This is a genomic window from Flavobacterium sp. PS2 (assembly GCF_046250155.1).
Classification (GTDB): domain Bacteria; phylum Bacteroidota; class Bacteroidia; order Flavobacteriales; family Flavobacteriaceae; genus Flavobacterium.
In genome coordinates, this window is record NZ_CP176426.1 from 2,350,040 (window position 1) to 2,363,405 (window position 13,366).

Sequence of the window (13,366 nt, forward strand, 5' to 3'; positions counted from 1 at the left end):
ATAATGAAGATAAAACAAATTCAGAAAACACATACTCTACAATTGGACCAATCCGATTGTGGCGTAGCCTGTTTATTATCGATTATAAAATTATATAACGGAAATCAGTCTACCGAAAAACTTCGAGAAATAAGTGGTACAACCAAACAAGGTACTACAACACTAGGGCTTTACCAAGCTGCAAATAAATTAGGTTTTACGGCAGAAGGTTATGAGGCAGATATAAAAACGCTTATTACTCACAAACAACCTGTTATTCTTCATGTCCTTATAGACAACCAACTACAACATTATATTGTGTGTTATAAATATGATGACAGCAAAGGTTTCTTGATTGGAGATCCTGCAAAAGGCCTTTACAATTTATCAGTAGAAGAGTTAGAAACAATTTGGATTTCAAAAACTTGCTTGACCCTGGAACCAAATGAAAATTTCATAACTGAAAAGACAGATAAAAAAGCTCAGATAAAATGGTTTCTGGACGTAGTGAAGGAAGATTACAAACTTATTGGGATTTCTGTTTTACTAGGTATTTTTATCGCTAGTTTAGGAATGTCGATGGCATTATTTTCTCAAAAACTCATAGATGATATTTTACCTTCACACAATATCAAAAAGCTAATCTCAGGAATTTCTCTATTAGTCATTTTGCTTTTGGCCAAAGTAGGAATAGCTGTTTTAAGAGAATACTTCTTACTACAACAATCCAAAGATTTTAATAACCGAATAAACAATTCATTTTTTTCTTCTCTTTTACAATTGCCAAAACCTTTTTTTGATACTCGACAAATAGGAGAACTAGTAGCACGATTAAACGATGTACAACGTGTACAAGGTGTAATTAAAATGCTCACCAGTACTTTTGTTATTGATGTTTTAGTCGCTATTATTTCGTTAGTATTCCTGTTTGGTTATTCATGGAAGCTGGGCTTAATTTCCTTATTAAGTTTGCCTATATATTTTTTCATTATTTATAGTAAAAATAAAAAAATAATGGACTCTCAAAAAGAAGTTATGCAGAGTTACGCTCTTAATGAAAGTAATTATATCAATACTATTCAAGGGATTTCAACTATAAAAATTGACAATAAACAACCTCTTTTTAATAAATTAAACGAACATATTTTTTCTGATTTTCAAGAAAAAAAATTCAATCTAGGAAAAATCAACATCACCCTGTCTTGGCAATCTGGATTGGCAAGTCTTATTTTTTCAATCAGTATTTTGATTTATACTTCTGTTCAGGTTTTTAATGATGAAATTAAAATTGGTGAATTGATGGCTATATTAGGTATTGTAGGAGCTTTGCTCCCTTCTATTGCAAATTTAGCTCTAATATCAATTCCTATAAATGAGGCTAAAATTGCTTTTAATAGAATGTATGAATTTGCATCGATAGAAAAAGAAACTGAAGATGGTTTAGAAGTTTTTGAAATTGAGAAAATTTCTATTCAAAATCTTTCTTTCCGCTTTGCAGGAAGAAGTGAACTTTTCCATGATGTAAATATAGATATGGAAAAGGGCAAATTTATAGCTGTTGTTGGAGAAAGTGGAAGCGGGAAAAGCACCTTAGGGCAAATATTACAGCGCTTTTATGATTTTGAAAACGGGAATATTATTGTAAATAATAAATACTCCCTTAAAAAAATTGGTCTTAAACACTACAGAGATTTACTGGCTGTGATTCCTCAAGAAATTACCATTTTTAAAGGAACCGTTATTGATAACATTTTACTTGGCAAAGAGGAAACACCAGAAGGTTTCATGAAATTTATAACCGAATATGGTTTTGATTTTTATTTTAGTCAATTGCCCCAAGGCTTAACAACTATTCTTGGTGAAGAAGGAATCAATTTATCAGGAGGTCAAAAACAGATTATAGCTTTGGCTAGAGTTTTATACAAAAAACCTCAATTTTTAATTCTGGATGAAGCTACCGCTGCAATGGATCGAAACACAGAACAATTTACTATAAATCTATTGCAAAAAATTAAAAAAGAATGTGCCATTTTTTTTATCTCACATCGCTTAAATATGCTAAAAAACATAGCCGATACTATTTATATTCTAGAAGACAAAACAGTTTCCATATCAGGAAGTCATTTAGAATTAATGGAAACTAAAAATTTTTATAGTGAATACTGGGAATAAAACAATTGCTATTGTAATGAAACTAGATGTAACTCAAAAAATAAAATTGATTATTCTTTCTTCTATTTATGCATTCCTAATGTTTTTACAGATTTTATTTACAAAATAATGTGGTGTTATCATAAATAATTCTATATTTAGGGTGTTATTATCTTAAAAATATATAAATGATGAAAAACCAAAACAATATTATAAATATCGACACTCTTGCTAAGATAGTCCTATCAGCAGTTATATTATGGGCTAGTTTATATTTTGCAGGATGCGTAATAGGAAAAGCATATTATAATTTCATCCATTAACAACTCTTCAAACTACTAACTAATTAAACTATAAAAACATGAAAAAGTATATGAATAAAATAGCTCTTTATGCCAAAGAGGAAACCAACAATTTCATAGTATGGTTATTATGGATATCCGCTATATTAACTTACATCGGTTTTGAATTGGGCAGATTTACATATGCATTTATGAATAGATAATTTATGCTATGAATATGTAGAATTTCGGAGATTTACCAATATATACACAATACTACTTAAATTAATAGCTATGAGCTTATACATAATATTGTTGTTTTTATTATTTGATGTTGTTGTTTTAATATTTTTGGTAACAAAATACCAAAAAAAGATATGGGATTTCTCTGGTATTTTAAAAGCTTGGAAAAAAGAGTTTGAAGGATAATAATTGTATTTGATTATTTGCGGCTTTGTTTTTTTATCTATTTTGCAGCCTTTATAGCAGGAAAATAATATTACATTTTGCTTAATGACTGCTTTTTAAAATAAGAAATGATAAAAATATTAAAGTATTTAATCCTAATCCGATTTAGAAAAATATTACCAAAAGATGACTATTTAGCAATAGGATTGTTCTTGGCTTTTTACGCAGTTATTATTTATTTTCTAAATCAATTATTTCCAAAATACAATTATTTCTTTTTAATAACAACTTTAGAAATAGCCTTTTATCATCAGAACAGAAAGGACATAGAGCTATTGAGGGTAAATAAAAATTATCGTCTTTTATTGTTCCTGGAATACACAATATATAGTTTTCCGTTTATAATTATTTATCTTATAAACCAACGTTGGGATATTCTTATAATACACTCTCTAATACTGTATTTCTTGATTCTACTAAATAAACTAGGGCTTAAAACCATAAAGTATCCCTTCAGATTATTTGATCCATTTTGGCATATTTGCTTTAGAAAAAATAAACTTATCCTTTTTATACCTTTGATTATTTTCCTTAATGTAATGGGAGACCAATACAATAATGATAATCTAAATCTTGCCAGCTTATTTTTAGTTTCTTTTATTGGCTGTTTACCATCCTTTAATAGAGAGAACATAATTCATATAAAAATAAGTTCTTTCGATTCTGGGAAATATCTTTTAAAGCAAATTCAAGTTGCGATATACAACACCTTACTATTGAGTACAGCTTTAATTTTATGTCTATTAATATTCAAAAAATGGGATTTACTACTGTTTGTACCATTAGTTTTTTTATTTCCAATAATTAGCATCTTGTTTAAATACACTTTTTTTAGCAATAGTTTATTACAACAGATTTTTTTCGCTTTATTTATTATAAATATCCAAATTGGAATACCTTTTTTAATTTTACCTTATTTATACTATAAGTCAATAAAAACAATAAACAATTTGAAATATGTTACAGATTAATATCAAGAAGAAAGCATTTGGAAATAAAACTGTTTTACAGGATATAAATCTTTCAATTTCAAAAAATGGAATATATGGAGTCGTTGGGAAAAATGGCGAAGGTAAAACTACATTATTTAAAATTATAACTGCACTAATAGATTTTGAAGGAACAATATCCTACATTGATTTGCCCATTAAACATAACGAAATAGCATTTTTCCCAACTGAAGTACCAGTTTACGATGAACTTACTGCTACAGAATTTTCAAATTTTTATAAAGAATTACTAAATCTAAAAACTGGAAATAAAACCAATTTGTTTGATGTCTCACAAGATAAACTCATCAAGACATTTTCGACTGGAATGAAAAAAAAGGCTTACATGAATGCCGTATTCCAAAGAGAATATCCAATTTATATTTTTGACGAACCTTTTAATGGTCTCGATTTAGAATCTAATTATCTGTTGATGAATTATATTAGAGAGTTATCTCAAAAAAGTATAGTCCTTATTTCTTCACATATTCTGGAAATTCTATATAAAGACTGCGACAAAATTTTTCTGGTAAAAAATACAGCTATCAAAGAATATGAAAAAGAAGAATTTTCAAAAATTGAAGAAGAACTTTTTTTAAAGTAAAATTTATCCCTCTCAACTTCTAAAATATAGACATAAAAAAAGAGCCAACAATTGTTGGCTCTTTTTTATATACTTAAAAATTTTTCTTATCCTTTCATTGCTTTGCAATTTTGAAGATTTGAAAAATTAAAATTTTTCCTATCCTTTCAAAGCCTCTGCTCCACCAACGATTTCTAAGATTTCGTTTGTAATTGCAGCTTGACGTGCTTTGTTATAAGTTAATTTCAATTGATTTCTTAACTCAGTTGCATTATCAGTTGCTTTGTGCATAGCAGTCATACGTGCACCATGCTCAGACGCAAATGAATCACGAATACCTTTGTATAATTGTGTTTTTAATGATTTAGGAATCAAAGTTAACACGATTTCTTCTTTTGAAGGTTCAAAGATATAATCTCCTGTCGAAACTGGTACATCTGATTTTATTGGAGCCAAAGGCAAAAACTGTTCAGTTTGAACAATTTGAGTCGCAGCATTTTTAAATTGATTATAAATCAATTCAATTTTATCATACTTTCCAGTTAAGAATTGTTGAGTTAAAATTTCAGCAATTTCAGCTACGTTATCAAAAGTCAAGTCATCAAAAACTGAACTTTTATTGTCTATTACTGAATGTGTTTTGCTTAAAACATCATTTCCTTTTTTACCTATAGCAAAAATGTCAACTTGTTTTCCGGCATAAAATTCAGAACGTACTTTTGCTTCCTTTATTACATTGGTATTAAATGCACCACATAAACCTCTATTAGATGTTATTGCTACAATTAATACTTTCTTTACTTCACGTTGTGTAGTAAAATCTCCTCCTACATCACCATCAAGTGTTGCAGAAAGGTTTTGTAATAATTCCGTTAATTTCTCGGCATAAGGACGCATCGCTGTGATTGCATCTTGTGCTTTCTTAAGCTTTGCAGCAGAAACCATTTTCATCGCCGATGTAATCTGCATCGTAGATGAAACGGAAGTAATTCTATTACGGATTTCCTTTAAATTTGCCATCTTTTCTAATTAGAAAATTTGAAAATCAGTCAATTAGATAATTAGAAAAACACTTTGATCTTTCTAATTATCTAATTATCCAATTATCTTATTAGTTATATTTTGCTGAAATTTCTTTTGCTACTTTTTCAATAACATCTGTAATGTTATCGTCTAGTTTACCTGCTTTAAGCGCATTAAGAGTATCTTTATGCTTGCTGTTTAGGTATGCTAAGAAATCTGCTTCAAATTCTTTTACTTTATTTACAGGAACGTTTCTTAATAAGTTTTTAGAACCAGCGTAAATAATAGCAACTTGGTTTTCAACTGTATAAGGATCATTTAAACCTTGTTTCAAGATTTCAACGTTTCTTTTTCCTTTTTCAATTACGTTTAAAGTAACAGCATCTAAGTCAGAACCAAATTTAGCAAACGCTTCCAATTCGCGGAATTGAGCTTGGTCTAATTTTAAAGTACCTGATACTTTTTTCATTGATTTAATTTGTGCATTACCTCCAACACGAGAAACTGAGATACCTACGTTAATAGCAGGACGAACTCCAGAGTTGAACAAATCTCCATCAAGGAAAATCTGACCATCTGTAATCGAAATTACGTTTGTTGGGATATATGCAGAAACGTCACCAGCTTGAGTCTCAATAATTGGTAAAGCAGTTAATGAACCACCACCTTTTACGATAGACTTAATAGAATCTGGTAAATCGTTCATGTTTTTAGCAATTCCATTATCTGCAATTACTTTACAAGCACGCTCTAATAAACGAGAGTGTAAGTAGAAAACGTCTCCAGGATATGCCTCACGTCCCGGTGGTCTTCTTAATAAAAGAGAAACCTCACGGTAAGCAACAGCTTGTTTAGATAAATCATCATACACGATAAGTGCTGGACGACCTGAATCTCTAAAATATTCTCCAATTGCTGCACCTGCGAAAGGAGCATAAACTTGCATTGGAGCTGGGTCAGAAGCATTTGCAGCAACAATAACTGTATAAGCCATTGCACCTTTTTCTTCTAACATTTTAGCAATTCCTGCTACAGTTGAAGCTTTTTGCCCAATTGCAACATATATACAAAATACAGGTTTTCCTGCATCGTAAAATTCTTTTTGATTTAAGATTGTATCGATACAAACAGTTGATTTACCTGTTTGACGGTCACCAATAACAAGCTCACGTTGTCCACGACCAACTGGGATCATAGCATCAACAGCTTTAATACCTGTTTGCAATGGCTCAGTTACTGGCTGACGGAAGATAACTCCAGGAGCTTTTCTTTCTAAAGGCATTTCATATAATGTTCCACCGATTGGTCCTTTTCCATCAATTGGAAAACCAAGAGTGTTCACTACACGTCCTACCATTTGCTCACCTACTTTAAGAGAAGCAATACGTTGTGTTCTTTTTGCAGTTGATCCTTCTTTGATTCCTGTTGATGGTCCTAAAAGTACCACACCAACATTGTCTTCTTCAAGGTTCAATACAATAGCTTCAAGTCCGTTTTCAAATTCAACTAACTCACCGTATTGTACATTAGATAGCCCGTAAATACGAGCAATACCATCTCCAACTTGAAGTACCGTTCCTACTTCCTCTAGCGTAGCACCAGATTCAAAACCTTCTACTTGCTTTCTTAATATTGCTGAAATTTCAGCAGGTTTGATTTCCGCCATCTTAAATTTATAATTTAGACACTTTTATGTGTAATAAAACTAATTACTTAACTCTCTTTTTAATACTTGTAATCTGTTTGCAACAGATGCATTATATTGCTTATCGCCTATTCTTAAAATAAATCCTCCAATAATTGAAGCATCTACATTATTTTCTATTGTAATTTTTTTATCTGATAATGTTGCAATTTTAGCTAATACTTTAGCTTCTAAAGCAGCATCCATAGGAATTGCTGTTGTAACCGTAGCTACTTCAACACCAATGCTTTCATCAAATAATTTATTGTACTCTAGTGCAATTGCTCCTAGAATTTCGAATCTTTTGTTTTCAAACAATAAATGAAATAACCCTTTGGTTACACCATTTACACTTGCAAAAACTTCTAAAAGAGCACTCTCTTTAACTTCAACTTTTATAGTTGGGCTTTCGATAAAGGTACTCAATTCTTCATTTGCTCCTATTGTTGAAGCAATTGATTTCATGTCGTTATTGACAGCTTCGGCAACACCTTTAGAGTTTGCTAAGTCTAGAATTGCTTTTGCATAACGAATTGCTGCTCTTGTACTTGCCATAATATTAGTTTAGCTTTACGTCATCTAACATTTTCTCAACTAATTTAGTTTGAGATTCTTTGCTAGATAATTCTTCTTTCAATAATTTTTCAGCAATGCTTAATGATAAAGTTGAAACTTGAGATTTCAATTCAGCCATAGCTGCATTTTTTTCATTTTCAATAGCTGCTTTAGCTTGAGCGATCAATTTTTGACCTTGCTCTTGAGCTTCATTTTTAGATTCAGCTATAATTTGCTCTTTCATTTCGCGAGCTTCTTTTAACATCGCATCACGTTCTGCACGAGCTTCTTTTAAGATACGCTCATTATCTGCAGTTAAATTTTGCATTTCTCTACGAGCTGCTTCTGCAGATGCTAAAGCCTCATTGATAGATTCTTCACGGCTTTTTACCGCTCCTAAAATAGGTTTCCAAGCATATTTTGCCAAAAGAATGAAGAAAACAATAAAGATAATTGTTGTCCAAAAAATTAAACTTTCTGGTGAAGTTAATTGCATAACATTATATATTTAAAAATTGTTTGTCTTTTTTTAAAAAACTTCCTGGAGCCAACCGCTACAGGAAGTTTTAGATTTTAATTATTTTGCGATTAACGCAACAACTACTGCGAAAAGTGCAACACCTTCAATAAGTGCAGCAGCAATAATCATAGCAGTCTGAATTTTTCCAGCAGCTTCTGGTTGACGAGCAATAGCGTCCATTGCAGATCCACCAATTTTTCCAATACCAAGACCTGCACCAATTACAGCTAATCCAGCTCCGATTCCAGCTAATACCATAATAATAAATTTATATAGTTAATAATTAATAAAACTCTAATTAATGATGATCGTGCTCTTCAACAGCCTGACCAATAAATAATGCTGAAAGCAATGTAAATACATACGCTTGCAAAGCAGCAACCAACATTTCTAATACACTCATGAACAATACGAATGCTCCAGCAACTGGTCCGATAGCAATACTTTTGAAAATGAAAATCAAAGAAACTAAACTCAAGATAATAATGTGACCAGCAGTGATGTTTGCAAATAAACGAATCATCAATGCAAATGGCTTAGTAAGCATTCCGATAATTTCTACAGGAATCATAATTGGAGCCAACCACACAGGAACTCCTGGTGTATTAAAAATGTGTCCCCAGTAATTTTTGTTTCCGCTTAAAGTTGTAACTACGAAAGTAATAAATGCCATTACAAATGTAAAATAGATATTACCTGTTAAGTTTGAACTAAATGGGAAGAAAGGAATTAATCCGATTAAGTTATTAATCCAGATAAAGAAAAATATAGTTAAAAGATACGGCATGTATTTTGCGTATTTTTTTGGTCCAATGTTTGGAATTGCAATCTCGTCTCTAACATAAGTAACTAGTGGCTCTAAAAATCCAGCTAATCCTTTTGGTGCATTTGGATTTTTCTTGTAAGATCTTGCTACTGCAAAAAATAAGAAAAACAAAATTATCGCTGACATCAACATTGAAAAAACATTCTTTGTGATAGAAAAATCTAAAGGTCTTGCATCAAAAGCAAATGCACCATTATCTCTTTCTTCAGTTGTCATTTGTTCAAATTTGTCAGCATAAAAAATAACTTCTTTATAACGAACTACTTTTTGACCGTTGATATCTACAACATGTTCCCCTGTATTGTCATGGTGAAACTCTTTCGAAGAAAAAATTTCCAATCCGTTATTGGTCCATAAAATAACTGGCAAATTAAAAGAAATAGGATGACCATCCCAATCGGCAATATGAAAATCATGAGCATCTCCAATGTGCGAATTGATCAATTTGCTAGCATTAAATTCTTCTTCTATTTCGTGACCAACACTTTCTGCGTGACCTTTTCCTTCTGCTACTGCAACGTTTTCGTGTTTAACTGAAACACTGTCAACTGGAGTAGAGGCGAAATTTATCGACGAAGAAAAAGCTAATAAAGTAACTAATAAGTACTGAACTGGTTTATTTGAAAATATCATTATTAAATCTTTATCTAATTTTAGGTTCCAAAAATTTTTTGCAAAGGTACATTTTAAATTGAAAATTGAAAATTTATAGATGTAATTTTTAAAATTACATTTTTTTTAGTCAATTTATCTAATAATGAAGTGGTTAACTTTTATTTATTAGGCGAACGGCAAAATATGTCTCAAAAAGTAAAAATAAAAAATAAGGGATAAAAAACGTGCCCAAGTCTATTATTGGGTCTTTTACATCTCCTTTTATCAAAGGAATTAAGAAAATGACGGCTACCATCATTCTAAAAAAACTTGCGCCAAGGAAAGCAAAACCTGTATAAGTTGGGAAATTTTTATTGACAAAAATTAAAAACAGGAAAACTAAAAAAGTAGCAAGAATATTAAATGTATAAATACTCCACGCGGAGTAAAAAAAAACTAATTTCTCTGAAAGAGATTGCATAATAAAGTATTGTGTGGCAAACAATACAATCGAAAAAGGGATAAAATACTTAAGAAAATCAACAGTTCTATTCATTATTTATTTAAATTTTTAACTTGTCGCAGGACATTATAAAGTGCTAAGAAAACCGAAAACAAAGACAAAACGATTGTCCATAAAGAACCTCCGTTTGAATATTTTTCATCTAACCAAATACCCAGATAGGAAAATAAAAATATAATTACCCCCATCTGAAATGGAATATTAATAAGCGCGATCCATTTATTATTTCGCTGATTATCCTTTTTTGGTTCCTTGTCCGTCATTTATTTCAGTTTTAAAATCTGTTGCCATTATACAAGTCGCACTAAAATCGGCTCCTGGTTCTACCGATAATTTTCCTATGGTAACTTCACCGGTAATTTTAGCTGTGGCTTTTACGTTTAAAAGGTCTACAACTTTGATTTTTCCTGTAAATTCTCCCTCGATATCAGCGTTTTGACAAATGATATCTCCTTTAACTTTACTTGCTGGGCCAATTACAATTTTTCCTTTTGAAGTAAAATTCCCTATTAATTCACCATCTAATCTAAAATCGGCTAGCGATGTAATATCTCCTGTTATTATAGTTCCTTCAACTATTCTATTTGTTTTTCCTAAGTGCTCTGTGCTAAATTTGGGTGCTTTATTAAACATGATTACGGGGTTTTAGGCGCTAAATAAGCTTCTAAATTTTTATTAATTTGTACTATACTATAATTATCACTTGATATTATTACTGCAGGATATTCTACCAAGTTATATTTTTTATTTTCTTTTAATACTTTAGCAACATCATTTGCATAAACTTCTGATCTTAAACCGTGAACGGTAACAAATCCTGAATCTAAATCGTATTTATCGAAAGAAAAAGTAAGCTTTTGGAAATTTTCATCTGCAAAAAACTTTTTAATAATATCTTCAATTGTTTTTCTTGCTTTCTCATCCTGAATACCAATTTTATACAGGATTTTCCAATTTTTTGTATCTGTTGTAGTAAAAACTCGCTTCTCTAAAAACGGAATTTGATTTGTTAAAATATCTTGAGCTTTTTTTCCTTCTTCACTATTTGGATAATTAGCAGCCACGTTTTCTATTGCTTTTTTATAAGCAACTAATCCTTTTGCTTTACCTAAAGTATTGGCTTTTAATAACTCGTATTTTGATACGATTTCATCTCCGGAATATTGATTAATTAAATTATCAATATTACTTAGGACTTCGCCATACTTTTCTTCCTGAAATAATTTATACCATTTCTGATATTCTTTATCAGGTGCTTTGCTTGCCGATTCTTCATCTAAACCATTGTTATTTATGATTTGTGCATAACGTGAATTTGGATAACGTGAAGAAATCTCATTTTTTACCGCTGCTGCTTTCGCTGGATTTGTTATCTCATAAATTTTGTAGAGATTATACATCGATGGTAAAATCAATTTTTCTTCAGGGTTATTCTGTAACAATTGCTCTAACTTATTGCTAGCCAATTCATACTCTTTGAATTTCTCTTTATAAATAATCCCTAATTGATAGTAAGAAAAATTGCGTTCTTTTACAATACTATCTATTGCAGATTTATCTTTTGGAAGTTGTTTTTCATAAAAATCTGTAGTATACTTTTCAACTATTGCTTCTGTTTTAATAGAATCATTTACAACCACATCCGTCGATTTATCATCATCCAAAGTCATATTTGGTTTATTAGATGGTAATCTCCAGTTACTATTTAAGACTCTATTTCCCCACAATTTTTTAAACTGTAATTTTCCGTAAGCTACTGTAGATGGGTTATAGAAATAAAAATTGCTGGCAACTTCGTTTCCTGTTGGCGGTGTTGGAATACCACTTTTTTCAGGAGTTCCAGGTACAGCACCCGTTGCTGTTACTGTTTCCAAACCACCTCCACCTGTGTTTAGCGCAATATTAGCCAGTTTCTGTTTTTCTTTTTCTGCGAGAATTCGTTTTGCTTCGTCTTCAGTTTTTATCTTGGCAATATAATCTCTAAAATATTTTACTCTGGCTGAATCCGGTAGTCCAACTACTGTTATAATACTATCATTACGCTTTGCAATACCTTCGTACTTTATTACGTCATCCAAATTTTTTCGCGTTTTCTGGATATAAACATACTCTCTGGTTTTAGGATCCATTTTTAGCAAAGTACTATCATAATACTTTGCCGCCATTGTATAACTAGCTTTCTTAAAGTACATATTACCAATGTTTCGATAAGTAGATGCTGTTAAATATGGATCTAAGGATTTTCGTTTTAATGAAGAATTATAAAACTCTAATGCCGATTTTTCATTTTTACGCTTATCAAAGAAAACTCCCATTTCATAATAAATCACATCCAGGAATGGTCTATTTTCTCTATCGGCAATTAGTTTATTATATGTTTTAATAAAAACCGTACTATCTCCTGTTTGATAATCAAATAACTGAGCTTTTTTTGAGTAAGCATGTATTACATACTTTCTCTCTGCTCTTCTGTTCATATCAATTACCGATTGATAAAAATAAAGCGCACTATCTCTTTTATGTGTTTCCTGATACAATTGTCCAAGGATGAAACGATATCTAGCTCTTTCAGGATTTCTTTTAGTAAACTCCTCAGCAATTTTAAGTTTTGTAATTGCGCTGTCTTTTTGTTCTAAATTGATAAAAGCTTCTGCTAATAAAGCATTTGCATCAGCATAAACTTGTTTTTTTAATGCAACTCCTTTTATTAATTTATAGATATTTTTTATAACCAATTCATCATTACCTAAACGCATATTGGTTTTCTCTCGCCAAATTCTCGCGGTATTAATGTTGCTACTTGTTGGGTATTTATATAAAATATAATTAAAAGCATCCAAGGCTGGTAAAAACCTCTGATCATAATAACGTGCCTGACCAAGCATAAGATATGCTTCGTCTATCTGGCTATTTTTTTCCCGACCTCCAATATTCATCGAATGTTTTTGAATAGCTTTGGTAGCTTTGGTCTCGGCAAGTTCAAAATCAGCATTTTTAGTTTTTGCTTCATCCAAATTCCCTTCGTTAATTTGCATTCTTTCGATAGGCAGTAATTTCCAGAAATTATCTGTATAATTTGCTTCTATAGCTTTCATGCCTTTATCAAAACCTACTTGTCCGTTGTATAATATATTATACTTTGTACTCAAAGCATGAGAATTTCTTGCTAAAAATGTATCTCTTTTGGTAG

Annotated in this window: 14 protein-coding genes; 4 read left to right on the top strand and 10 right to left on the bottom strand. The window is 30.8% G+C overall.

What is annotated here, in order from left to right; translation table 11 throughout:
- The first annotated feature begins 3 nt into the window (after positions 1–3).
- The 4 genes from ACJ6WR_RS10130 (at position 4) to ACJ6WR_RS10145 (ending at position 4,472) form a co-directional block, all read left to right on the top strand.
- A complete protein-coding gene (locus ACJ6WR_RS10130) occupies positions 4–2,151 on the top strand; it encodes a peptidase domain-containing ABC transporter (protein ID WP_409417729.1) in 2,148 nt (715 codons plus the stop codon).
- A 167-nt stretch (positions 2,152–2,318) separates the two neighbouring features.
- Positions 2,319–2,453, top strand: a complete 135-nt coding sequence (locus ACJ6WR_RS10135) for a hypothetical protein (RefSeq protein ID WP_409417730.1) — start codon at positions 2,319–2,321, stop codon at positions 2,451–2,453.
- Positions 2,454–2,705: 252 nt separating this feature from the next.
- Entirely contained in the window at positions 2,706–2,840 is a 135-nt protein-coding gene (locus tag ACJ6WR_RS10140; RefSeq protein WP_255398715.1) for a hypothetical protein, read from the top strand.
- A 996-nt stretch (positions 2,841–3,836) separates the two neighbouring features.
- Positions 3,837–4,472, top strand: a complete 636-nt coding sequence (locus tag ACJ6WR_RS10145) for an ATP-binding cassette domain-containing protein (RefSeq protein WP_086895511.1) — start codon at positions 3,837–3,839, stop codon at positions 4,470–4,472.
- Between the two features lie 138 nt (positions 4,473–4,610).
- On the opposite strand, the gene atpG is transcribed toward ACJ6WR_RS10145, so the two are convergent.
- The 10 genes from atpG to ACJ6WR_RS10195 all read right to left on the bottom strand — a co-directional run bounded on the left by atpG (position 4,611) and on the right by ACJ6WR_RS10195 (position 13,325).
- On the bottom strand, positions 4,611–5,471 hold the full coding sequence (gene atpG, locus ACJ6WR_RS10150; protein ID WP_039113326.1) for an ATP synthase F1 subunit gamma: 861 nt from the start codon (positions 5,469–5,471) through the stop codon (positions 4,611–4,613).
- A gap of 91 nt (positions 5,472–5,562) precedes the next feature.
- Positions 5,563–7,140 carry a F0F1 ATP synthase subunit alpha gene (gene atpA / locus ACJ6WR_RS10155; RefSeq protein WP_035620159.1) on the bottom strand — a complete coding sequence of 526 codons (1,578 nt, stop codon included), beginning with the start codon at positions 7,138–7,140 and terminating at the stop codon, positions 5,563–5,565.
- A 39-nt stretch (positions 7,141–7,179) separates the two neighbouring features.
- A complete protein-coding gene (gene atpH, locus ACJ6WR_RS10160) occupies positions 7,180–7,713 on the bottom strand; it encodes an ATP synthase F1 subunit delta (RefSeq protein WP_039113325.1) in 534 nt (177 codons plus the stop codon).
- Positions 7,714–7,717: 4 nt separating this feature from the next.
- Entirely contained in the window at positions 7,718–8,209 is a 492-nt protein-coding gene (locus ACJ6WR_RS10165) for a F0F1 ATP synthase subunit B (protein ID WP_039113324.1), read from the bottom strand.
- 81 nt (positions 8,210–8,290) lie between these two features.
- Positions 8,291–8,491 carry an ATP synthase F0 subunit C gene (atpE, locus tag ACJ6WR_RS10170; RefSeq protein ID WP_031453874.1) on the bottom strand — a complete coding sequence of 67 codons (201 nt, stop codon included), beginning with the start codon at positions 8,489–8,491 and terminating at the stop codon, positions 8,291–8,293.
- Between the two features lie 40 nt (positions 8,492–8,531).
- Complete coding sequence (gene atpB / locus ACJ6WR_RS10175) at positions 8,532–9,692, bottom strand: F0F1 ATP synthase subunit A (RefSeq protein WP_409417731.1); 1,161 nt, start codon at positions 9,690–9,692, stop codon at positions 8,532–8,534.
- Positions 9,693–9,825: 133 nt separating this feature from the next.
- The gene (locus ACJ6WR_RS10180; protein WP_409417732.1) at positions 9,826–10,209 is read right to left on the bottom strand and encodes a hypothetical protein; all 384 of its coding nucleotides are present in this window, start codon (positions 10,207–10,209) and stop codon (positions 9,826–9,828) included.
- Entirely contained in the window at positions 10,209–10,439 is a 231-nt protein-coding gene (locus tag ACJ6WR_RS10185; protein ID WP_409417733.1) for an AtpZ/AtpI family protein, read from the bottom strand. The genes ACJ6WR_RS10180 and ACJ6WR_RS10185 overlap by 1 nt, the downstream gene beginning before the upstream one ends.
- Positions 10,411–10,809: a polymer-forming cytoskeletal protein gene (locus ACJ6WR_RS10190; protein ID WP_039113320.1), complete on the bottom strand. Its 399-nt coding sequence runs from the start codon at positions 10,807–10,809 to the stop codon at positions 10,411–10,413. The genes ACJ6WR_RS10185 and ACJ6WR_RS10190 overlap by 29 nt, the downstream gene beginning before the upstream one ends.
- A gap of 2 nt (positions 10,810–10,811) precedes the next feature.
- Positions 10,812–13,325, bottom strand: coding sequence for a tetratricopeptide repeat protein (locus ACJ6WR_RS10195; protein ID WP_409417734.1), 2,514 nt, complete (start codon positions 13,323–13,325; stop codon positions 10,812–10,814).
- Positions 13,326–13,366 lie beyond the last annotated feature (41 nt).